Below are 21,634 nucleotides of genomic sequence, written 5' to 3'. Positions count from 1 at the left end.
GCCGTTGGCGTGCAGATGCGGGAGCGGACTAACTTTGGGGAGGCGTTTAGGTTGACGACCGAAAGTATGCTGGAACTGATGAAGAACAGACGCAGTATCTACGGAATCAGCAAGGAACAGACGACATCCGACGACAAGATTCGCGATTTGATCGAGCAGACGCTGCTGCATGTGCCATCGTCGTTCAATTCGCAGAGCGCGCGCGTCGTCGTGCTGCTCGGCGAGCATCATGACAGACTGTGGGACTTTACGACGGCCATTCTGAAAGAAATCGTGCCGGAAGGCAATTTCGGACCGACTCAGGAAAAAATGAACAGCTTCAAAGCGGGCTACGGCACCATTCTCTTTTTCGAAGACGAATCGGTGATCCGCGGGATGCAGGAGCAGTTCCAGGCTTATCAGGATAACTTCCCGATCTGGTCGCAGCAGTCTTCCGGCATGCATCAGTACGCGATCTGGACACTGCTCGAAGCCGAAGGCTACGGCGCTACGCTCCAGCATTACAACCCGCTGATCGACGAGAAAGCCAAAGCGGAATGGGACATTCCGGAGAGCTGGAAGCTGATCGCGCAGATGCCGTTCGGCAAGCCGACCGCACCGGCCGGCGAGAAGCAGTTCAAACCGCTCGAAGAGCGCCTGAAATGGTTTAAGTAGAGCGAGGGAAACGAAACCGAATACGGACGCATACAACAAAGACCGCTCCTGTTTCGCCTTCAAGGCGTAGGAGCGGTCTTCTTGGGCTAGAACAGTTTCTCCTGCTGAGGCTCGTCCTGCGGTTCCGACTTGCCGCCTGCCGGCGTTTCTCCGGCGGTCTCCTGCGGCGGCCACGGCGCTCCCGGAGGAATCGGCTGGCCGAGCAGTTCCATCAGCTCAAGCGCGTTGGGCGTGGCATCCTTGTCGGAATTGTTGTTGAACGCGACGTAGACGTGCTTGCTCTGTTTGTCCAGATCGAGCAGGATATCGCGCCACTCGGTCAATTCCTCGGTGCTGTAGCGGTACAGATAGCGCAGCTTGCGCCAGTTCGGATCGCTGCTCTTGTGCCAGCCGCCGACGTTGCGTCCGTGCATCCGGACATAGGTCGCTTCGTCGCTGGTCGCATGCGCGATGATCGGAATCGAACCGCTGCCGGCCTGTGGCTCGTCGACGACGGTCTGAATCCAGCCTTCTTTGCGCATAAAGTCGAGCGTCTTGTCTTGAAACTGCGGCGAGTACCACGATTGATGCCGGAATTCGAGCGCGCACGGGACGTCTTTCATGAATTCGCGCGTGACGCGCAGCTTCTCCACGTTCTCGCGTGTACAGTCGAACCAGGGCGGGTATTGGAACAGGGCCATCGTCAGTTTGTCCGCTTCGATAACGGGCGCAAGGCTGGTATGAAAAGCGGCGAACATTTCTTCCGGCGTGTCGAAATAATTCTTTTTCTCGCGCAGGTGTCCGGTCATGCCCTGGTAGGCCTTGATCACGAATCCAAAATCGTCGGGGGTCTGGGAGACCCACTTTTCATAGTTTTTGACCGGTTGGATCGCGTAAAACGAACTGTCCAGTTCGACCAGTTTGAACGTTTCGCTGTAAGCCTGCAGCCGTTCGGCGGGTTTCTTTTTGCCGTACAGCTCGTCATGGTCGCTGAAATTGGTAAGTCCGATCGTAATCATGGAAAACCCTCCTCGCACGGCGCTAAGATGTCTTGTTAGATTATTACACGAAAGTGGGAACAGGCAATCGGGAAAGAGGTATCTACAACGTCTTATGCGGTCGACCGCAAAAAAGTTACAATCAAAAAGGAATCTATGACGAGCAGCATCGGAAAACTTACAAAGCTGCAGGAGGGATTAATATGAAAAACAACAGGAGAGAACAGGACCGCGAAAAAGAGCAGCTCGGGTCCATGGACTTGAGCGGATTGGACCTTGTACATATCGCATTGGACTCGACAACAGCCGGCAGTCTGAAGATGGTGCTGCAGTCGGAAATCCGAGGCGGAGAGTATCAGGTATTTGGATTTCACGACTGCTTGGCTTACGGCCCTCTTGCAGACCTGGAAAACCGGAAGGGCTGGGTTCGGCGTCTGGGCTGGCTTGGCGAAATGAATGGGTCAGAACGGCTTGATGATGACTTCCTCAATCATCGGCTTACGTCTCTTGTCTACGCCGGCAGGCTGGAGTTTAGAGGAGTACCCCGGCAGATGCGGATGTACGAAGTCAGACCGCTTCGAGCGAGAAAGGCTGTAGAAGTAGTCGAACAGCAAAAGATTCCCGAGTTCGGGACAGCCGAGGAACTTGCACAGCGGCAGCTTGACCGATACAACGCCCATGATCTGGAAGGCTTTCTGAACGTGTATGCGGAAGATGCAAAGCTGTATAACCTGCTGGACGGGTCACTGATCGCAGAAGGACGCGAGGCGATGCGCGAGCGCTATCGCAAGCGCTTCGAGGTTGATAACGTCCATGCGGAATTGGTCAACCGAATGGTGATCGGCAGTCGGGTGATCGACCATGAACGGATAACGCGAAAAGGCTCGGACGAAGCCGTATCTGCGGCAGCGATCTATGAAACGAGAGACGCGCTGATCCGTGAAGTATGGTTTGTTTATGAGTGAGCAAAAGTTCGCGAGCTCTGGATAAGCGCCAAAAAGAAAAGCTGCCGCCGAATCGAATAACCGACCGGGGCAGCTTTTTGGAACAAAATATCTGATGTACCTCACCGATTAACCGAGCATCGGATTGCCGTTCATCCCGACCCACAGATCCGACTGTTCCAGCTGGGCGGCGATGCGCAGCAGCAGGTCTTCGCGGCCTTTGGAGGCGATCATCTGCACGCCGAGCGGCAGGCCGTCTTCGGTCAGATGCAGCGGCAGACTGGTCGCGGGCTGGCCGGTCAGATTGGCGAGCTGGGTGAACGGGGTATAGGTCAGGCTGCGTTCGAAAATATCGTACAGCATCTGCCGCTGTTCGCCCGCAGACCGCTCGCTTACCGTCATCCACGGAGCGGCCTGCTCCGGCGTATAAGTCAGTTCGCCGACGCGCGGAGCCGGGAAGGCGCTTGCCGGCGTGACATACAGATCGAAGCGGGCCGACAATTCGGCCATCTGCGCCGCGGCAACGTCCCATTCGTTCAGGCTGTGCACGAATTCGGCCGCGGAGACGTTTTTGCCGGCTTCGGCAAAGACCCACGTGATGATATCGACCTCATCGGGCCGAATGGCGCGCCCCAGCATTCCTTCCAGCGAGAGGAACATAGCGGACACTTCGCCCGCGTTCATCGTGTAATAATTCTCCATCAGCCGTACGCCGTTGACGGGGCTGAGCTTCTCTTCGACATGGTGGCCCTGCTGCTCAAGCCATTTTACGGTCTTGAGTACCGCCTGCACGGCGTCTTCGCCGACGGGCGTGCCGACCGGCGAAGCGGTCGTAAAAGCGATCCGCAGCGGGCGCGGATGAGGCGTCCCTATGTCTTGGGCGTAGATGCCCGGATAGAGGGGCGTCTGGAAAGCGGCTTCCTGCTGCAGCACCTGCAGCAGGTCCAGCAGCGCGGCGCTGTCGCGCACGGTGCGCGACAAGGCGAAGTCGATCGACGCGCCCTGCCATTGGCGGCCGATGCCGGGGCCGACCGGGGTGCGGCCGCGCGTCGGTTTGAGACCGAACAGGCCGGTGAACGACGCCGGGATGCGGATCGACCCGCCGCCGTCGCTGGCGCCGGCGGCGGGCACGATGCCCGAGGCGACCGCGGCCGCCGCGCCGCCGCTGGAGCCGCCCGGGGAATACTGCGGATTCCACGGATTGCGCGCCGGCCCGTACAGGGCCGGTTCGGTGATGTTCTTGAGCCCGAATTCGGGCGTGTTCGTGTGCCCGAGCGGGATCAGGCCGCCGGCCCGCAGGCGGGCGACGTAGTTGGAGTCGCGGCGCGCGACATTTCCTTTGAGCAGGGCCGAACCGGAAGTGAGCGGTTCGCCCGCAAGCGCCTGCGAGATGTCTTTGAGCAGATACGGAACGCCGGAAAAAGGGCGTTCCGCGCTTGGGGAAGGAGCCGCCGCCGCTTCGGCAAGAGCCGCTTCGCGCCGGTCGCGGACGACGGCGTTCAGGGACGGATTGACTTGATCCATCCGGGACAGCGCGGCTTCCGCCAGTTCGACGGCGGAGACTTCCCGGCTGCTCAGCAGCTGGGCCAGACCGACCGCGTCATATTGGACATAGTGTTCGAATTTCATACGGAATCCCTTCTTTCTGTACATCATTCGTAAAGGCTGGCGATCTCCGGCACAGACCTGCGGCTATGCGTCCGGCGATCCGTGCGGAGAAGGGGCAATGCTTTCGTCTGCCGGACCCTGCCCGTCCGGGGCGATCCGGACCTGGTTGCGTCCGTTTTGTTTGGCGACGTACAGGGCGTCGTCCGCCAGCTTGGTCAGTACTTTCAGCGGCTGATCGGGCAGGGCTTCCACCAGGCCGAAACTTGCGGTCACTCCGACCGGTCCGGCAGCGGTCATGACCGGCTCGGCGGCCAGCCCCAGGCGGATGCGCTCCAGCAGACCGTAAGCGTCCGAAGTAGGCCGGCCCGGCATGCACAAGGCGAATTCTTCCCCTCCGTAACGGCCGAAGACATCGCGTTCGCCGAGATGCGCCTGACAGATATGCACGACATGGCGAATCACATGATCGCCCACGTCGTGTCCGTAGCTGTCGTTGACCGACTTGAATCGGTCGATATCCAGCAGAGCGACCGTCAGCGGTTCGAGCGTGCTTCGCGAATCGGCAAGGAGCCGTTCCGAGCATTCCACAAAGTGCGAGCGGTTGTAGATCTGCGTCATGCCGTCATGGGTAGCCATCCGCTCGAGTCTGCGGTGGAGCCGGACATTCTCGGTGACATCCAAGATGACCACCGTTCTCCCGGCCGCTCCGCCTCCCCTCTTGTGAAAGACGGGGGACGAACGGATCCGGTAAAAGCGGACTTCATGGTCTGCCAGCCATTCGATCTGACTTTCTTCCGCTTCGAGAAACTGCATATCGGCATCTTCCGGCCGCAGCCTTTCCTTGGGAAAGACGTCCGCCGCACGTTCGCCGATCAGCTGGGAAGCGAGGAACGGAAACAGCAGGGAAGCGGCTTTGTTGTAGTCGGCGATCCGTCCGGCCGGATCGAGTACCAGTACGCCGTCGCGCATGCTCTCCAGGATGTTTTCGCGCACGACCGGAGTCGAGGTGAGCATGCCGCCCGAGAGAAGCGCCCAGCAGTACAGCAAATTGGTCAGACTCATGGTGGCGGGAACCGGATCGATATGGTAAGGAGTGAGATTCATAATATAGATCAGGGAGGAGCCGATCGGCAGAAACAAGCTGACCAGCATGGTAGCGGTCTGCTTGCGGTAGACGTTCAGCGTTTGGCGCAGATGGCGGGCGAGCAGCCACATGCCGACCACGCCGCATCCCAGCGTGTAGCTGCCGTTGACGACATACCACGGACCCATCGCAAATTCGGCCAGAGGCCAGGGGGCGTCGGCGCGAAGTTCCATTTGTTGATAGACGAGTCCGTGCAGGTTGTTGGTCAGCATCAGCAGGCAGGTCAGCGCGGGCAGAGCGAGGAAAGCGGCGGTCGCACGGGGCGTCATCATCCGTTCTCGCCCTACATAATGGAAGATGACAAGCAGGTTGAGCGGCGAGATGAACGGCAGCCCGAAATATTCGAATGCAATCCAGAACTTGATGTTCCCAAGCGACGGACTGGCCAGTTCCAACGAACTGCCGAAGGTATAGATCGCGGTCGCGACGGACATCCAGACGAACAAGTGCATGCCCGAGAAGCGTGTCTTTTGCAAAGAAGCGTACAGAGCAAGCAAAATGCTGAGCACGCCCGAAATGGCGAACAGCGCGATAAAGGTAGAAAAGGCGGCATTCATGAACGTGGGAACTCCTGTCTGTTAAAGTAATGATTCGTATGGAGGCGTCGACTCCGCCGCTGCAAAGGCAAGAAAATCATACCATAGATTGGAGCGGAAAGTCGGCTCTCTCTATACGAAGACAGAAATATGTTCGGACGGCTCAACGAATCTGCCAATGCTCCAGCAGAGGGCCTTTGTCGCCGTATACGGGATCGGTTTTGGGAAGCGGAACCCGGGCAATTTCTTCGATCGCCTGCTCGCGCCGTCCGTCGTTCCCAAGCCGAGTGTTATAGTCCATCCCTTCGGGATAGGCGCCTACAATCCGGAAATCCGCGCTTGCCGTAATCCGTTTGTGTCCGGTACCGGCCGGCAGCACGATCACGTCGCCCGCCTGCAGATCGAACGAGCTTCCGTTCTCGCCGCCGAGCTTGATCAGGATCGTACCGTGCGTCACGCCAAGCACTTCGTGCGCGTTGCTGTGATAGTGGTGGTAGTCGAATACGCCGTTCTCCCAACTGTTGTGCCATCCGCAGCCGTTGAACACCGACTCGGCCCATTCGGGCTTGCCGCTCAGGGCGCCGGGGTACAAAACCACGGGCAGTTTGGGATTGTTGGGCAGGATGCCGTCGTCTTCAAAATAAAAAAGCTGCGGATCGCGGGGTTCGTTCATCGTCAAGACCTCCGTGTAGTGGATTGCCGGGCCGCGGATCTTCCGCTTCCGGCCGTATGGGATATGGGAAGGATTACCCGCGGCGGCGGGCCAGCAATACGGCGTGCGGCAAGAAAATCCACAATTTCACGGCAAAAAAGTCCGTTTACCCGCTATAATAGCGGATATACCGGACAAGTCCGGCCCAGTAACCCGCAAAGGAGTACCTTCTTGCTGAATATGGACCTTTTATCGTATATGACGGAAGAACATTTGCGCGAATGGATCGAACGTTTCCGCGCACTTGGCCCGCTGCCGGGCATTTTCCTGACGTTTCTGAAATCGTTCGTTCCCCCGCTGCCGACCGCGGTGATCGTAGGCGTAAACGCGGCGGCGTACGGACTGTGGCTCGGTTTTCTGTATTCGTGGATCGGGCTGGTCGCGGGCTGTATGACGACGTTCCTGATCGTGCGGGCCATCGCGTCGCGTCCTTACTTCCAGCGCTGGTCGCAGCGTCCCAAAGCGCAAAAAAGCCTGCTGTGGGCGCGCCGCAACGCATTCAGCTTTGTTTTTATCCTGAGCATGATGCCGGTGGGTCCATTCGCGATCGTCAACACCGCGGCGGCGATCGTACGGATGCCGAAACTTGCTTTTCTGCTGGCGATCGCCTGTGGTAAAGCGATTATGGTGCTGGCCGTATCGTATGTGGGACACGATCTCGGCCGATTTATCGAGCGGCCGTACGAGCTGCTCTACGTAGCGGCGTTCCTCGCGTTCTCGTTCTGGGCGAGTCGGCGGGCCGAAGCTTATTTTACCCGCGATTCGGAGTAAACGAAGACCGTTTCCACGAAGGAAGCGGTCTTTTTTTGGGTCAAATAGAGCGTTACCCTTTCAGGGCGGCTGCGGTATAATCGGTTTATTCCAGAAAGAGGGGACGAGGCAAGCATGGCGCAAAATCCGAAACAGCGGATCGACATTTTCGAAAACGGTTTAAGTTTGGTGTTCGACGTGACGGAGGAAGGCGATGTCCGTCTGCTGCACGGAGGATGCCTGCCGTTTGAAGAAGACCGGGTCGAAGAGGAAGCGCGGCAGGGATTCCGGGTGCTCGAAGTGCAGCTCAGCGGGGAAGACCGGGGCGAATACCACGGCCGAAGCCACCGGGCTTCTTATCCGGGGCTGCGGATGAAGTATGTGCGGCACTACGAAGAACGAAACGATACCGGGCTGCGGGTCGTATTCGAAATGGAAGATCCGGCGACAGGACTTGCGACCGCTTCGTTTTTCCAGTTTCATGACGGACTTGCGGTGCTCAAGAGCTGGACGGAACTGCATAATCGCGGCGCGGAGGAACTTGGCGTCGAATACGTCTCCTCGTTTTCGCTGAACGGGCTGGCCAAGGACGGAGCGGGCGACCAGGACGACAAAATGAAGCTGCATCTGGCGCATAACGGCTGGCAGAGCGAGGTCCAGTGGCGCAGCAATACCCTGCCGGAGCTCGGTTTGTCGCATATGACGGATCGCAGCTCGAAACGGGTCTCCCTGAGCAACACGGGTTCGTGGGCCGCCGCGGAACATCTGCCGATGGGGCTGCTGGAAAATACGGAAGCCGCCGCGACGATGTTCTGGCAGATCGAGCACAACGGATCGTGGCATTGGGAATTGCTCAACCAGTTCGATCATCTGTCGCTGCTCGTGAGCGGTCCGTCGGAGCACGATCACGCCTGGTGGAAAAAGCTGCTGCCCGGCGAGACGTTCGCAAGCGTTCCGGTCGCGGTCGGCTGGGCGCGCGGCGGTTTCGAGGAAGCGATCGGCGAACTGACGCGGTACCGCCGCGCCGTCCGGCGTCCGAACGCGGACAACGAGAACCTGCGCATCATTTTTAACGATTACATGAACTGTCTGTGGGGCAATCCGACGACGCAGAACCTGCTGCCGCTGATCGACGCCGCCGCGGACGTGGGCTGCGAATATTTCTGCATCGACTGCGGCTGGTATTCGCCCGGCGTCTGGTGGGACGGGGTAGGCGAATGGCTGCCGTCGCAGGAACGCTTCCCGGAAGGCATCAAATACGTGCTCGACTATATTCGCGGCAAAGGCATGATCCCGGGGTTGTGGCTGGAGATCGAGGTCATGGGCGTTCACAGTCCGAAGCTTGCGGAAGCGGACGATTCCTGGTTCTTCATGCGGCACGGCAAAAGGGTCAAAGACCGCAGCCGCTACCACCTCGATTTCCGCAATCCGGCCGTCGTCGCCCATGCGGACGAAGTGCTGCGCCGCTTGGTCGAGGAGTACGGGGTCGGGTATATCAAAATGGACTACAATATCAATGCCGGACTCGGCACGGAACTCGATTCGGACAGCCTCGGCGACGGTCTGCTCGAACATAACCGCGCATATCTGTCCTGGATCGACCGTATCTTCGCCACGTATCCGGAACTGGTGATCGAGAACTGCTCCAGCGGCGGCATGCGGATGGACTACGCGATGCTCAGCCGGCACAGTATCCAGTCGACGAGCGATCAGGAAAATTACGTGAACTACGCGCAGATCGCGGCCAGTTCCCCGGCGGCGCTCACGCCGGAACAGTCGGCGATCTGGTCGTATCCGCTGCGCGAAGGCGACGACGAAGAAGTCGTATTCAACATGGTGAACGCGCTGCTGCTGCGCGTGCATCAGAGCGGGCATCTGGCGGAGCTGAGCCCGCCGCGCCGCGAGCTTGTTCGCGAGGCGCTTACGGTCTACAAAGCCATTCGCGGCGATATTCGCGAAGGGCTTCCGTTCTGGCCGCTGGGGCTGCCGAAAGTCGAAGACGGCTGGGTCAGCTTCGGCCTGCGCCGGGGAGGCAGACGCTACGTCGCCGTATGGCGGCTTGACGACGCCTCAAGCGAAGCGTCGCTGCCTCTGCCCGGCCTGGCCGGCAAAGCGGCGGACTGCCGCCTGCTCTACCCGCAGGGCCGCCCCGGCGGAGACTGCGTCTGGAATGCCGAAGCGGGCGTATTGAAGGTCCGGCTCGAACGCGAGCGGACCGCGCGCCTGTTCGAAGTGGCCGAACTCTGACCGCTTCGGACTCCAACCGCTTCGGCCGACGAAACAAACAGCAAAAAGACCGCATCCCGGATCACCGGGGGCGGTCTTTTCTGATGTATCCGGAGCCTAGGCTCCGGCTGCCGCCGATCGGCTCGGCGGCATTCCTCGAATGGTTTTAAGTAGGCGCGAGATCTTCGCGCGATGAACCGCCGTAAGGCGGGGGCATCCGCAGCCTGCGGTTATGATTTAATGACGGTCTTTCATCTCGCCGATTTTTTCCTGTACGGCGCCTTTGGCTTTGTCGGCTTTGCCTTCGGCCTGAAGACCCGGATCATTCTTCGCGTTACCGATCTGATCCTTCACTTCGCCTTTGGCTTTGTTTACTCCGGCTTTGATTTTATCGCCCATTCCGTTGTCGCTCATATCGAACAGCTCCTTCGTATGTCTAGGGATACTTGCTTGGGATGGTGCCGTAGGGTGCTATTTGTTATATACCCGTTCCCCTGTGGACCTAAACGAAAAAACCCGGGGTTGTTTATCCGCCCGGGCAGCGGACGCAGCAGTAAAAACGAAAGACGTAACGAACGAAATTGGAAATTTGGACACCGGTTTTGCCATTTTGACTGGACGATTCTCTCTGCGGCAGTGGTATAATGATTGCAAATCGTTCTTGTATCGGAATTTGGAAACACGCTGCGCCGCGCCTTTCGGCAGACCTTCATGATCCCGCGCTCCATATGGCAATGGGATAGCCGAAGCTGCGCAGGGAGCTGTTCATTTTTAGGGGAAAGCGGGTGAACAAGGAATGGAAAATTCGCTGCAAACGGATTTGTGTGTGTCGCCGTCGCTCGGCGCAGCGGCCGGCGATCTGCTTGAGCTGGCTGCCGGGCTGACGGAGGCGGAAACGCTGTTTATCGCCAAACGGACAGAGACCGGCATGCAGACGCTGATGGTCTGGGGGAAAGCGCGCGAAGGGATTCGGGCCGGCGATCCGCTGGAACTTCCCGATCGCGGCGCTTCGCAGGAGAGAGGGATCACCGTGCCGCTGCCTTTTCTGTGCGGGGCGGAGCAGGGCGTGGTCGGAGCGATTCGCAGCGGGACGGATTTCGGCAGCGGCGAGGAACAGTCGCTGAAGCGGGCCGCCTCGGTCATTGCCAGACTGGCCGAATCGGAGCAGAAAGGCACTGCCGCGAAGCGGGAAGAAGAGCTTCGGCGGAGCCGCGAAGAAGCCGAGCGGTCCGCGCGCCATACCGGCGAGCTGCTGGCCATGATGGGACACGAGATCCGGACGCCGATGAACGGAATCGTCGCGATGTCCCAACTGCTCAGGGAAACCGGGCTGACCGACGAGCAGCAGCAGTATCTGCAGATTATCGAAGACAGCCAGCAGTCCCTGCTGGAGCTGGTCGGCAGCATTCTCGATTACGGCAAACTGGAAGCCCGGCAGATGAAGCTGGAACTTGCTCCCATGGATCTGATCGGCGCCCTCGAAGATACGGTTTATCAATTTGCCGCCAAAGCGGCGCAGAGCCCCGAAGTGGAGCTGACGCTGGATCTGGATCTGGATTCGTCCGTCATGCTGATCGGCGATGTGCAGAAGATCCGCCAGATTGTCGGCAATCTGCTCAGCAATGCTATTAAATTCACGGCAGCCGGAGAAATCCGGGTCTCCGCGCGGCGGCTCGAAGGCGAAAGCGGAGACCGGGCCTGGATCGAATTTGCCGTCCGGGATACCGGTATCGGCATTTCGGAAGCGGGAATTGCCCGGCTGTTCCAGGATTATGCGCAGGTGCACCGCCCGGAAGAAGGCGACTACGGCGGAACGGGACTCGGGCTGTCGATCAGCAAACGGCTGGTCGATCTGATGGGAGGGCGGATCTGGGCGACGGGGCGCAAAGGCGAAGGCACCCGGATGACCTTCGTGCTGCCGCTTGGTATCGAACCGGGCACCGAACAGGCCGTGCCCGAACCTTCCGTATTGAACGGCCTGAGAATTCTGCTTGCCGTCGGCGGAGAAGGCACGCGTTCGACCTTGTCTGCGAAGGTCGAACGTCTGGGCATGCAGGTGCGCCCCGCCTCAAGCCGCGGCGAAGCGGCGCTTGCGCTTGCGCGCGAAGGCCCGTTCGATGCGGTGCTGAGCGATTGGGATATCGGACACGAAGCCGGACGTCTGCCCGGACTTACCGAACTTTCCCCGCCGCCCATTCCGTTGGTCCTGCTGCTCCCGCTGGTGCACGATCAGGCCGCGCCGCCGCCCGGACGTCCTCCGGCGGCTTCCTTGACGAAGCCTGTTCGGCATGCCGAACTCTGCGGTACGCTGAACCGGATCTGCGGGCCTTCCGGCAGTTGAAGTCCGGCCGGATGAACGAAAAAGAACCTGTTCCGCAAACCCCACAGGGCTTGCGGAACAGGTTCTTTTGTATACGAGGCAGGCTTCCCGGATCTGCCGCTTCATGTTCAGAGCGGCCGGGTCGCAAACGGCTCCTCGGAGCGGTCATTCCGGCTGCCGGCGGACAAGAAAGAATCCAGAGGCTCCGCATCTTCCATAAATTCGTCCAGATCGCGGTCCGCCTTGTTCTGATTGCAGAGCATACAGGCACAGACGCAGTTGAGCGGCGTCGTATGTCCGCCTTTTGCCCGAGGGAGGAGATGGTCGATCGTATCGCCGTATTCGCCGCAGAAGTGGCAGGTGTAGCGGTCGCGTTCCAGAATGTAGCGGCGGAACGTCCGGTTCGTATACAGCCGCCGGATCGTAAAGCGGTTGACCAGCACGGCCGCATGCTCGCGAACGAGGCAGCGTGCCATCTCGAGATCCGTCTCCTGCTGCCAGCGCCGTCCTTTGTCGGTACGCCCGCGCATACGGATCATGCCCTGGCGGGTCGGCCGCAGCTCCGCTTCGCGGGTCGGTTCGAGCATCGCATCGGCCGGCGGTTCCGGCGGAGGCCGCCGAACCCGCCTTTTCGGCGCGGATTCGGCCGCTTCGACCTCGGCCGGAAGCGCTTCGTGCGGCCGGGCTTCGGCCGACGGCGGCATCGGGTCGGAAGCCGCGTCGCCGGCTTCAAGCGCTGCGCTTCGGCGGCGCTTGCGGCAGTCCCGGCAAGCGCCGCGCCGCGCTTCGCTGCCGGACCTCTTGCCGGTCCGGCGCAGGAAATCGCCCAGCGGCTTCGGTTCGCCGCAGTACAGGCACACCTTGACGCCGTCCGAAGGATCGGCGTCTTCGCCTGGACCGCCGACGAAGACCGGCGGTCTCTCTTCAGCCGGTCCGTCCGCTGCGCCCGTCCGCTGCGGCTCTTCGGCCGAGAAGCCGGCGCCGCGCGGATCCGCTGCGCCGGGCGGCGCTTCGCCGGAACCCGGCACCGGGAATTCGGTGCCGGCCGCTGCACTCTTCTTGGCGCCGGCGCGCCGGCGCTTGCGGCGCCGTTTGCGCGGTTTGGGGCTGTCTCCCGCGGGATCGGCGGAAGAGTCGGTCACGACCGGAAGTTCGTCCGCCGCTTCTTCGGGCGAAGCGGAAGTTTCCGCCGCGTCCGTTCCGGCGTCGGAGATTTCCGTACCGCGTGCGGCTTTGCGTTTTTTGGCGCCGCCGCGCCTTCTTTTGCGTCTGCCCGCAGCCGGAGCGGTATCTGCGGCGGATGTCTCAGGCGCGTCGATCTCCGGTTCGGGAATTCCGGGTTCGCTCGCCGCGGCAGAAGAGGTTTCGCCGCTTGGATTCAGGCTGCCCGCCGCGGATTCCGCAGAAGCCGCCGTGCCCGCTTTTGCACCGGAACGTCTTCTGCGCCGCCGTTTGCGCTTGCGGGGCATTTCAGCGGCAGGCGCGGCTTCGGCCGAAGGCTCATCGAGTGCCGAAACGGAGGTGGAATCCGCCGCAAGGTCGGGGTTGTCTTTCGTTTTGGCCGGTCGGTTTCTTTTGCGTCCCATAAAGGTCCTCCTTTCCGTCTTAGCCGATCGTCACTTTCCCCTCGGGGTAGCGGAACGGCTCTTTGTTCATTTTTGGAGTCAGTGTAAAAGCAAGCGTAATCGGTCCGAGCCGCCCGACGAACATCAGCAGACTGATCATAAACTGTCCGAACGGCGTCAGATGCGCGGTCAGTCCCATCGAGATCCCGGCCGTCGCATAGGCGGAAGTGGTCTCGAACAAGATACCGAGGAACGAATAGTTTTCCGTTGCGGACAGGATCATGGCGGCGACCACGATCAGCAGGAACGACAGCAGGGAGAACGTGATCGCTTTGTAGACGCGGTCCTGCGCGATCCGGTAGCGGAAAAAGACGATGTCCTGTCTGCCCTGGATCATCGAGAGTACGGCCCCGATCAGGATGGCGAAGGTGGTGACTTTGATGCCTCCGCCCGCGGAACCCGGAGCCGCCCCGATAAACATCATGATTACGATAAAGAACTGCGTCGCTTCGCGCATGCCCGCAATATCGAGAGTCATCATGCCGGCCGAACGCGAGGTGATCGATTGGAACAAGGAGGCGAACACTTTTCCCGAAAAGTCCAGCGGCTTGAGCGTAACGGGGTTCGTGAATTCGAAAATAAAGATCACAACCGCTCCGACCACAACGAGGACCGCTGTCATCGACAGTACGACTTTGCTGTGCAGGGACAGTTTGCGTTTCTCCGGGAAAGCCAGCAGGTCGGCAATGACGATAAATCCGATGCCTCCGAGCAGAATCATCGGCATGGCAATCAAATTGATAAACGGGTCGTCCACGTAATGGAGCAGGCTCCCGGCCCGGCCTTCGATAGCGCCGAACAAGTCGAATCCCGCGTTGTTGAAGATGGAGACACTGTGGAAAGCGCCGAAATAAGCGGCTTGTCCGAGCGGCATTTCAAATGAAAAGCGGATAAACAGCAGTAGGGCGCCGACCGATTCGATAACGATCGCGTACACCATTACCTTGCGGATCAGCCGAATAATGCCTTCCGTCGAATGCTGGCTCAGCGTTTCCTGCAGAATCAGCCGTTCGCGGAAGGTGATCCGGCGGCGGAACACCAGCGCGATCAGCGTGGCGACGGTCATGAAGCCCAAGCCGCCGATCTGGACGAGCCCCATGATGACGAGCTGTCCAAAAGTGGTCAGATCGACTCCGGGATTCAATACGGAGAGACCCGTGACACAAGTCGCCGAAGCGGCCATGAATACGGCATCCAGATACGGCATGGAATGCCCCGAGGTGGAGGCGGCCGGAAGGTACAGCAGGCCGGAACCGGCCAGAATCATCACGATAAACCCGAAGGCCAGAACTTGGGGCGGATTGAGTCTTAACAGTGGATTTCGGCTTCTTATGGGTTTGAACATAACATTGTCCTCGCGTCAGTAGGATAGAAACGGGATTTCCGATTCATTGTATTACCGGCGTCCGTCAAAGTAAAGGATCGGCTGTGTCCGGGCGGTGACGGGAAAGACGCTTCGTGCTAAGGTTTGAAGATTGGAAAAACCGGCCGGGGCCGTAAAGGAGACCCCATGCTTGCGTTTCGAAGTTTCCTCGATCTGGTCGAAATCCGCACAAAGGCTGCCAGCATGCTTCCTTTTGCGCTGGGAACGGTGTACGCGATGCTGCGCTTCGGCGAATTTAGCCTGCTGCATTTTGCGCTGATGCTGATTTCCTTGCTATCGTTCGAGCTGGTCGTTACCGCAAAACGAAGTTCTTGCAACGCTTATGCCCCTGCGCCGAAACATCCGGGCCTTCACGCGCGAACCGTCCAAGCGGCTGACCTTCGTACTCGCGGTCAAAACTTTGTGCTGCTCACCGGTGTCCTTGTCGCCGTGATCGTGATCGCCGCCTGGATTGTGCATTAAACGGTTCGAAAAAAGCCATACGCGTTAGGCGTATGGCTTTTGAGCATGCGGGCTTTGGTCGTGGATCAGCGCAGGAACGAAACGAGTTCCTCGTTGAATTTTTCCGGTTCGTCCATCATGAGGGCGTGGCCGCTCTTGGCGAACTTCACGACATGGGAAGTGGGGATACCGGCGTTCATGGATTCGGCCAGGGCATACGGACAGATCCGGTCTTTCTCGCCGTGGAAGATGGCGGTCGGCACGGTGATCCGGTCCAGATCGCCGCGAAGGTCTCCGTCGCGCAGCATCTCGGCGGCACGCAGCGTGCCGACGGCGGAAGCCTGGAAAGCGACCATTTCGACCCAGGCGGCCGAAGAGGCGCTTGGCGTCTTGTGGGTGAGCTTCTTGCCGAACGAGGTAATCATCTTCGGCCGGTCTTCCAGGGTCGGACGGATCATCTGCTCGTTCAGATCTTCGACGGTCATGGCGCCGGGTGCGCCTTCACGGATGGTGAAGCTCGGTGCGGCCGCGCCGATCAGCAGCAGCTTCGAGATTCCGTGGGATTGATGCCGGGCCGCATAATGCAGCGCTGTCGCACCGCCCATCGAGAAACCGACCAGCGCGGCATCTTCCAGCCCCAACTTGTCGATGACCGCCCGGACGTCGTCCGCGTAGCGGTCATAGGTATACCCTTCCCAAGGCGCATCGGATTTGCCGAAGCCCCGGAAGTCGATGCCGATGCAGCGGAAGCCGAGCGCGGGAAGGCGCATATACGCATATTCGAACATCCGGGAATCGAGAGGCCATCCGTGCAGGAAGATGACCGGACGCCCTGCGCCGATGTCTTCCACATAAATACGGATACCCGATTCCACTTCAATATATTTTCCCATATCTGAAAAGCCTCCTTGAATGGGTGCTTCTTCTGCCATTTGCTGTGCGGTTCTTGTCTTCAAGAGGCTGCAATGCAGTACACGACCGTTCCGCGCCGCAAGGCCGGGGGATTCGGCCCACGGCGAAGGACGACGGCCGGACTTCTTCTTATTACCCGCAAATGGGAATTGAATCTACCGGTTGTCAAAAAAAGTCGCAGGCTTCCTTTTTTGTCGGAATCCTCGGTATGGGCCGCTTTCGGTCTTCTACGGACAGAGCAATACGCCGCTGTTCGGCTACGATACGGGCGCTATCGATCCGGAAGCGGGAGCGGCCTATACCCGGCTGCTGTCGGCCAAAAGCGAATCGGAACTGGCTTCGAGCAAAGTGCTGACGGACCTGAAAGGGCTGATGGATCTGCTCGGGCGCACAGGCGGCAAGCGGACCCGGGCCGTCGAAGACTACCTGTCCCAAAAAGTGCCGGTCGGCAGCTGAATTTTTGAAGCGCCAAAAGTCCGCGGGCTTCGCGCCGTACGCGGACTTTTGGGTTTTTTTCGTTCGAAAGCGTTTTATATGAGCGATTCGCTGCCGACTTGTCAGGGGTATTGTTAAACGGATGGGCGAGCGGCGAACGAGCGGAATTTGAACACGGGCATCGGAAAAAGACGTTCGAAAGCCAAGGGAGTTTACGCCGCTGCCGTCCGATCGGCAACCTATACAAGACTGCGGGGAGGCGCATAAGATGGCAAAATGGATCAGACGGTTGGGTGCCGCAAGCCTGCTCGGCGCACTGCTGACGCTGACGGCCTGCGGAAGCGGCCAATCGGCCGACGGCAAAGTACATATCGAGTTTTTCCAGAACAAACCGGAAGCCAAAGGATCGTTCGACAAACTGATTGCGAAATTCAATGAAGAAAATCCGGATATCGTCGTTACGCAGACCAATCCGCCCGATGCCGAAACGGTGCTCATGACGCGGGTCGTCAAAAACGATGTGCCGGACATCATCGGAATGGGAGCGACGGATACGTATTCCGTGCTCGGACAAAGCGGGATTTTCGCCGATCTGGCGGGAGAGCCTTTCCTGGACCGGATCAATCCCCGCTATATGCAGATGCTGAACGATTTGACCGGGCAGGAAGCGATCAACGGGATCCCTTACGCGGCGAACGCCGACGGCATCATGTACAACCGCGCCATTTTCGAGAAATTGAATCTGGAAGTGCCCAAGACCTGGGACGAATTCATGGAGGCCGCGCAGAAGGTCAAAGAAGCGGGCATTACGCCTTTCTACCTGACCTACAAAGACGATTGGACAACGAACCTGCTGTTCAACGCCCTCGCTCCGAACATTGCCGGCATCGATTTTTTCCTGGAGCGCCGCGATAACAAGGTGTCGTTCGAAGATCCCGTGATGCAGGAAGTGGCGGACAAAGCGCTCGCCGTGCTGCCTTACGGCACGAACGACAACTTCGGACGCACGTACGCCGACGGCAACCGCGCTTTCGCCAACGGCGAAGCCGCGATGTATATCCAGGGCAGCTGGGCGATTCCCGAAATCCGCAAAGCCAATGCCGATATCGATCTGGGCTTTTTCGCGACGCCGACCGGCGACGATGCCGAAGCGAACAAACTGGTTTCCGGCGTGGATACGCTGCTCGCGGTCGCCGAGAGCACGGACCATCGCGAAGAGTCGATGAAGTTTATCGAATTCCTGATCGAAGACGAGAATATCGCCCAGTACATCAAGGAACAGACCGCTTTCTCCGCTGTCGAAGGGATCGATCAAAACGACCCGGCCGTGGCCGAACTTCAGCCTTATTTCGACTCCGGCCGCCTCGTCGATTTTGCCGACCATTACATCCCGGCCGCCGTTCAATTGAACTCTCTTGTACAGGAGTTCCTGCAGCGCGGGGACGCCGACGCTTTCCTGAAGCGCCTCGACAGCGAATGGACCAAAGTCGCCAACCGCAGATCCTGATCTTTGGATCGGCCTGTCTCTCTTGACCCGTTCTTGATTTGCTCTCGCAAGCGGGAATCGTCCAGGCCTTCGGCCGCCGGCCTTTCCCGCCGCGGCGCAGCCGCAAGCCCGCCCAAACAGCGGGCCCGATCATCCGGTTTTCACTTGCTCTGTATCTATTCGCTCTATGTCTATTCACTTTCTGTGTGTCTATTTCGTTATTTGATCTCGATCCCGGCGGCCCCGTCACAAGGCCGCCTGCCCTTGCACCCCAAAAAGCAACTCGACGCGCGAAGCGCTTCCGAGCGCCCGAGGCTCCCTGCTCAACCGTCGAGAAAGGAGAACCCGATGGCCAAAAGAAAAGCCGCCTTTTACTGGATGACCGTCCCGGCTTTGCTGCTGTTTTTCGTCTTCCACACGTTCCCGGCCCTGCAGGGGGTGTTCTACTCGTTCACCAACTGGAACGGCTTCGCCCAAACGTACGACTTCGTCGGTTTCAAGAACTACTATTACCTGTTCCAGGACGACAATGTCGGCAACGCTTACTGGTTCACGTTCAAGTTCGCGATTCTCGTCACGATCGTCATCAACGTGCTCAGCCTGCTGATCGCGATGGGGCTGAACGCCAGCATCAAAGCGCGGAACTTTTTCCGCGGGGTGTACTTCCTGCCGAACATCCTGAGCGTTCTGATCGTCGGCTACATATTCAACTACCTGTTCTCCAACGTGTTCACCGTCTGGGGCGAGAACCTCGGGATCGGAGCGCTGTCCACGAACCTGCTCGGCAGCCAGACGCTGGCCTGGCTCGGCGTCGCGTTCGTCGCGATCTGGCAGGGCATTGCGCTGAACACGATTTTGTACCTGTCCGGCCTGCAGACGATTCCGGTCCAGCTGTACGAAGCTTCCGGCCTCGACGGCGCCAACAAGTGGCAGGAGTTCTGGAAAATCACGTTCCCGCTCATCGCGCCTTTTTTTACCATTAACATGGTACTGGCGATGAAGAACGCGCTGATGGTCTTCGACCTGATCGTCGCGCTGACGAACGGCGGACCGGGCCGCGCCACGCAGTCGATCTCCCACCTGATCTACACGGGCGGCTTCGAAGGCGGCGAATTCGCGTATCAGTCGGCGAACTCGGTCATCTACTTTATCGTGATCGCGGTCATCTCGATCGTGCAGATCCGCTACTTGCAGAGAAGGGAGACGGATATGTAATGAAAATACGCAAACGGACCAACTGGATCGCCATGATCCTGATTGCGCTCGGGACGATCTTCATTTTGTTCCCGCTGTACATGGCCGTCACCATCGCGCTCAAGAACCAGACCGATATGCTGAATTCCATTTTCGGCCTGCCGACTTCCCTGCGCTTCGAGAATTTCGCGCGGGCGATCGAGATGACGAACTTCTTCCAGGCGCTGCGCAACAGCGCGATCGTCACCGGCTCGACCGTCGTGCTGACTATCCTGAGCAACTCGCTTGTCGCCTACGCGGTCGCGCGGAACATGGGCAAGAGCAAGTTTTTCAAAGGACTGTATTTCTACTTCATCAGCGCCATGTTTATTCCGTTCCCGATCATCATGCTGCCGATCGTCAAACTGACGGCTTCGCTGGGTATGACGAATCTGCTTGGCCTGATTATCCTGCACACGGTGTACGGCCTGGCGTTCAACGTGTTCATCTACGTCGGCTACATCCGCTCCATTCCGATCGATCTGGAAGAAGCGGCGACGGTCGACGGCACGGGAACGTTCGGCACGTTCGTCCGGATCATTTTCCCGCTGATGGCGCCGATCAACGCGACCGTGGGCATCCTGATCTGCCTGTCGACGTACAACGACTTCCTGCTGCCGCTCGTCATCTTGAGCGATCAGAACCAATACACGCTGCCGCTCGTGCAGTACGTGTTCCAGGGACAGTTCAATACGGAATTCAATCTGGCGTTCGCGTCGTACCTGCTGGCGATGCTGCCGATGATCGTGATTTACCTGTTCGCGCAGAAGTGGATCATCAACGGCGTTACGCAGGGCGCGGTGAAGTAACGCTTGGCTTGAGGCCCGGCGGTTCGGTTGAAAAGCGTCCGGAAACGGCCTTCGGGCGTTCCGGACGCTTTTTGCGCTGCGCAGGCCAAGGATCTTCACGATCCCGCGCGCATGGAGCCAAGAGCGGACTGTGCGGTATAATGGCGAAACGAGAAAGCTATCCGAATCCGGCCGGCCTCACAACGGAGGCAAACCGGCGGATTCGGGTCGAAGGAGGAGTAGCCATGCCTTCGCTCCGATTTGACGATGGGCGGATGGAAGCCGAATACGGCGAAGCAAAGATCACGCTGCTGGCCAAAGAGTACGCGCTGCTGCGTTTTCTGCATGCCAATGCCAACCGGGTATTCAGCCGCGAGCAGCTGCTCGACCGGCTGTGGCCCGGCGAATACCCGACCGACCGTACGGTAGACGATCATATTTACCGGCTGCGCAAGAAGCTCAAAGCCGTGGGCGGACCGCCGATCGAGACGATTCGCGGCGTCGGATACTGCCTGGCACCGCGTCCGTCGGCGGAAGAAGACGAGGTGCCTTCCCTGCACGATCCGGCGGTCCAGGAAGCCGTAAACGGCATATTTTCGCGGTATCACCGGCTGGGCCAGGGGCGCGCCATGCTGGCTTTGGCGGCGCAGCACCGCGCGCTGGGATTTCGGTTGGATTCCTTTTACGGACTGTACCTGCATTTTGTGGAAGGCGATCTGCGCTGGTTTCTGGAAAATGAACAGACGCCGATGAGCGAACGCATCTACTGGCTGCTGCTGTTCGAACTGTTCGTGGATACGCCGGGCCGCAAGTCGGAGATCTGCGAGCGGGCGCTCCGCCTCGGAGCGCTGCCGCCGGACGGACACCGCGAGATGGAGATTCTCAATATCGCCGATCTGTATGCGGCCGAAGATCGGATCGACGAAGCGCTGGCCGTGCTGGACCGTGCACGGCGGGTCGCCGAAGAGCAGCGGCTGGACGGCTTTGTCGTGCCGATCGAGATCAGTGCCTTGTACGTCCGGCTGATGCAGGGCGGCACCGAACTTGCGGCCGAACAATCCGCCCTTGCTGCCGGGCTGCTCGAACGTGAACCGTATCTGCGGGAGCTCGCGGGCTACCGGATACTGGAAGGCGCGAGATTGGAGCTGATCGGTCGGAGCGAAGAAGGCGAAGCGCTGATCCGCGAAGGACTGGACACATTCGAGCGTTCGGGATTCGTGCCGCATCGTCTTGTGGCGCTGCATCGGCTCTGCGGCGTGCTGCGCCGGCATGCGCCGGGCGGAGCCGCCGAACGTCTCTATTCCGCCCGGCTGCAGGCGGAATACGGACGATTCGGGCTGAACGGGCTCCAGCGGGAACTGGGCGAACGCATCCGGGACTATCTCGACCGATTGGAGAAGTCCGGCCGGTAGGCGGCAGTCTTCGGGTTGTACACGGCGTTGAACAGCGACAACCATGC

The 21,634-nt window shown here is 59.5% G+C and carries 19 protein-coding genes; 11 read left to right on the top strand and 8 right to left on the bottom strand.

The genetic code is table 11. The annotated features are described in order from the left end of the window. The first annotated feature begins 66 nt into the window (after window positions 1-66). On the top strand, window positions 67-654 hold the full coding sequence (locus HOP44_RS18810; RefSeq protein WP_172256319.1) for a nitroreductase family protein: 588 nt from the start codon (window positions 67-69) through the stop codon (window positions 652-654). Between the two features lie 86 nt (window positions 655-740). Here HOP44_RS18810 and HOP44_RS18805 read toward each other — a convergent pair whose 3' ends face one another. Further along, a complete protein-coding gene (locus tag HOP44_RS18805; protein WP_172256222.1) occupies window positions 741-1,652 on the bottom strand; it encodes a DUF72 domain-containing protein in 912 nt (303 codons plus the stop codon). Window positions 1,653-1,834: 182 nt separating this feature from the next. Here HOP44_RS18805 and HOP44_RS18800 point away from each other — a divergent pair, with 182 nt between their 5' ends. Further along, a complete protein-coding gene (locus tag HOP44_RS18800) occupies window positions 1,835-2,596 on the top strand; it encodes a nuclear transport factor 2 family protein (RefSeq protein WP_172256220.1) in 762 nt (253 codons plus the stop codon). 108 nt (window positions 2,597-2,704) lie between these two features. Here HOP44_RS18800 and HOP44_RS18795 read toward each other — a convergent pair whose 3' ends face one another. The 3 genes from HOP44_RS18795 to HOP44_RS18785 form a co-directional block, all read right to left on the bottom strand. After that, window positions 2,705-4,204, bottom strand: a complete 1,500-nt coding sequence (locus tag HOP44_RS18795) for an amidase family protein (protein WP_172256218.1) — start codon at window positions 4,202-4,204, stop codon at window positions 2,705-2,707. 63 nt (window positions 4,205-4,267) lie between these two features. Next, window positions 4,268-5,884 (bottom strand): histidine kinase N-terminal 7TM domain-containing diguanylate cyclase, encoded by a 1,617-nt coding sequence (locus HOP44_RS18790; RefSeq protein WP_172256216.1) that lies wholly within the window; start codon window positions 5,882-5,884, stop codon window positions 4,268-4,270. Between the two features lie 142 nt (window positions 5,885-6,026). Then, complete coding sequence (locus tag HOP44_RS18785; RefSeq protein ID WP_172256208.1) at window positions 6,027-6,536, bottom strand: cupin domain-containing protein; 510 nt, start codon at window positions 6,534-6,536, stop codon at window positions 6,027-6,029. Window positions 6,537-6,755: 219 nt separating this feature from the next. Here HOP44_RS18785 and HOP44_RS18780 point away from each other — a divergent pair, with 219 nt between their 5' ends. Together HOP44_RS18780 and HOP44_RS18775 are read left to right on the top strand one after the other, a co-directional pair. Then, complete coding sequence (locus HOP44_RS18780; protein ID WP_425501898.1) at window positions 6,756-7,346, top strand: TVP38/TMEM64 family protein; 591 nt, start codon at window positions 6,756-6,758, stop codon at window positions 7,344-7,346. A gap of 114 nt (window positions 7,347-7,460) precedes the next feature. Continuing rightward, a complete protein-coding gene (locus HOP44_RS18775) occupies window positions 7,461-9,572 on the top strand; it encodes a glycoside hydrolase family 36 protein (protein ID WP_172256204.1) in 2,112 nt (703 codons plus the stop codon). 216 nt (window positions 9,573-9,788) lie between these two features. Here the strand turns inward: HOP44_RS18775 and HOP44_RS18770 are convergent, their stop codons facing one another. Continuing rightward, a complete protein-coding gene (locus HOP44_RS18770) occupies window positions 9,789-9,965 on the bottom strand; it encodes a CsbD family protein (protein WP_172194663.1) in 177 nt (58 codons plus the stop codon). 382 nt (window positions 9,966-10,347) lie between these two features. Between HOP44_RS18770 and HOP44_RS18765 the strand changes: the two genes are divergently transcribed. After that, window positions 10,348-11,892 (top strand): ATP-binding response regulator, encoded by a 1,545-nt coding sequence (locus HOP44_RS18765; protein WP_172256202.1) that lies wholly within the window; start codon window positions 10,348-10,350, stop codon window positions 11,890-11,892. 107 nt (window positions 11,893-11,999) lie between these two features. On the opposite strand, the gene HOP44_RS23310 is transcribed toward HOP44_RS18765, so the two are convergent. Next, complete coding sequence (locus HOP44_RS23310; RefSeq protein WP_425501897.1) at window positions 12,000-12,731, bottom strand: HNH endonuclease; 732 nt, start codon at window positions 12,729-12,731, stop codon at window positions 12,000-12,002. A gap of 745 nt (window positions 12,732-13,476) precedes the next feature. Next, window positions 13,477-14,841: a TrkH family potassium uptake protein gene (locus tag HOP44_RS18755; protein WP_172256201.1), complete on the bottom strand. Its 1,365-nt coding sequence runs from the start codon at window positions 14,839-14,841 to the stop codon at window positions 13,477-13,479. Between the two features lie 165 nt (window positions 14,842-15,006). Between HOP44_RS18755 and HOP44_RS18750 the strand changes: the two genes are divergently transcribed. Continuing rightward, window positions 15,007-15,342 (top strand): hypothetical protein, encoded by a 336-nt coding sequence (locus HOP44_RS18750; RefSeq protein ID WP_172256199.1) that lies wholly within the window; start codon window positions 15,007-15,009, stop codon window positions 15,340-15,342. 65 nt (window positions 15,343-15,407) lie between these two features. Here HOP44_RS18750 and HOP44_RS18745 read toward each other — a convergent pair whose 3' ends face one another. After that, complete coding sequence (locus HOP44_RS18745) at window positions 15,408-16,214, bottom strand: alpha/beta fold hydrolase (protein ID WP_172256196.1); 807 nt, start codon at window positions 16,212-16,214, stop codon at window positions 15,408-15,410. A gap of 181 nt (window positions 16,215-16,395) precedes the next feature. Between HOP44_RS18745 and HOP44_RS18740 the strand changes: the two genes are divergently transcribed. The 5 genes from HOP44_RS18740 (at window position 16,396) to HOP44_RS18720 (ending at window position 21,587) form a co-directional block, all read left to right on the top strand. After that, window positions 16,396-16,689, top strand: a complete 294-nt coding sequence (locus tag HOP44_RS18740; protein WP_172256194.1) for a hypothetical protein — start codon at window positions 16,396-16,398, stop codon at window positions 16,687-16,689. A gap of 247 nt (window positions 16,690-16,936) precedes the next feature. After that, window positions 16,937-18,175, top strand: a complete 1,239-nt coding sequence (locus HOP44_RS18735) for an ABC transporter substrate-binding protein (RefSeq protein ID WP_172256192.1) — start codon at window positions 16,937-16,939, stop codon at window positions 18,173-18,175. Window positions 18,176-18,502: 327 nt separating this feature from the next. After that, window positions 18,503-19,369 (top strand): carbohydrate ABC transporter permease, encoded by an 867-nt coding sequence (locus HOP44_RS18730; protein ID WP_172256190.1) that lies wholly within the window; start codon window positions 18,503-18,505, stop codon window positions 19,367-19,369. Next, entirely contained in the window at window positions 19,369-20,196 is an 828-nt protein-coding gene (locus HOP44_RS18725; RefSeq protein ID WP_172256188.1) for a carbohydrate ABC transporter permease, read from the top strand. The genes HOP44_RS18730 and HOP44_RS18725 overlap by 1 nt, the downstream gene beginning before the upstream one ends. A gap of 224 nt (window positions 20,197-20,420) precedes the next feature. Next, window positions 20,421-21,587: a winged helix-turn-helix domain-containing protein gene (locus HOP44_RS18720; protein ID WP_172256186.1), complete on the top strand. Its 1,167-nt coding sequence runs from the start codon at window positions 20,421-20,423 to the stop codon at window positions 21,585-21,587. Window positions 21,588-21,634: the final 47 nt, after the last annotated feature.

This window comes from Saccharibacillus deserti (assembly GCF_013618475.1).
Classification (GTDB): domain Bacteria; phylum Bacillota; class Bacilli; order Paenibacillales; family Paenibacillaceae; genus Saccharibacillus; species Saccharibacillus deserti.
This window is presented reverse-complemented; position numbering and strand designations above follow the sequence as displayed.

Excerpts from the sequence above, each read along its gene's own strand:
- HOP44_RS18810 (WP_172256319.1), top strand. The coding sequence starts at position 67 with ATGCTGGAACTGATGAAGAACAGACGCAGTATCTACGGAATCAGCAAG.
- HOP44_RS18805 (WP_172256222.1), bottom strand. The coding sequence starts at position 1,652 with ATGATTACGATCGGACTTACCAATTTCAGCGACCATGACGAGCTGTAC.
- HOP44_RS18800 (WP_172256220.1), top strand. The coding sequence starts at position 1,835 with ATGAAAAACAACAGGAGAGAACAGGACCGCGAAAAAGAGCAGCTCGGG.
- HOP44_RS18795 (WP_172256218.1), bottom strand. The coding sequence starts at position 4,204 with ATGAAATTCGAACACTATGTCCAATATGACGCGGTCGGTCTGGCCCAG.
- HOP44_RS18790 (WP_172256216.1), bottom strand. The coding sequence starts at position 5,884 with ATGAATGCCGCCTTTTCTACCTTTATCGCGCTGTTCGCCATTTCGGGC.
- HOP44_RS18785 (WP_172256208.1), bottom strand. The coding sequence starts at position 6,536 with ATGAACGAACCCCGCGATCCGCAGCTTTTTTATTTTGAAGACGACGGC.
- HOP44_RS18780 (WP_425501898.1), top strand. The coding sequence starts at position 6,756 with ATGGACCTTTTATCGTATATGACGGAAGAACATTTGCGCGAATGGATC.
- HOP44_RS18775 (WP_172256204.1), top strand. The coding sequence starts at position 7,461 with ATGGCGCAAAATCCGAAACAGCGGATCGACATTTTCGAAAACGGTTTA.
- HOP44_RS18770 (WP_172194663.1), bottom strand. The coding sequence starts at position 9,965 with ATGAGCGACAACGGAATGGGCGATAAAATCAAAGCCGGAGTAAACAAA.
- HOP44_RS18765 (WP_172256202.1), top strand. The coding sequence starts at position 10,348 with ATGGAAAATTCGCTGCAAACGGATTTGTGTGTGTCGCCGTCGCTCGGC.
- HOP44_RS18755 (WP_172256201.1), bottom strand. The coding sequence starts at position 14,841 with ATGTTCAAACCCATAAGAAGCCGAAATCCACTGTTAAGACTCAATCCG.
- HOP44_RS18750 (WP_172256199.1), top strand. The coding sequence starts at position 15,007 with ATGCTTGCGTTTCGAAGTTTCCTCGATCTGGTCGAAATCCGCACAAAG.
- HOP44_RS18745 (WP_172256196.1), bottom strand. The coding sequence starts at position 16,214 with ATGGGAAAATATATTGAAGTGGAATCGGGTATCCGTATTTATGTGGAA.
- HOP44_RS18735 (WP_172256192.1), top strand. The coding sequence starts at position 16,937 with ATGGCAAAATGGATCAGACGGTTGGGTGCCGCAAGCCTGCTCGGCGCA.
- HOP44_RS18730 (WP_172256190.1), top strand. The coding sequence starts at position 18,503 with ATGGCCAAAAGAAAAGCCGCCTTTTACTGGATGACCGTCCCGGCTTTG.
- HOP44_RS18725 (WP_172256188.1), top strand. The coding sequence starts at position 19,369 with ATGAAAATACGCAAACGGACCAACTGGATCGCCATGATCCTGATTGCG.
- HOP44_RS18720 (WP_172256186.1), top strand. The coding sequence starts at position 20,421 with ATGCCTTCGCTCCGATTTGACGATGGGCGGATGGAAGCCGAATACGGC.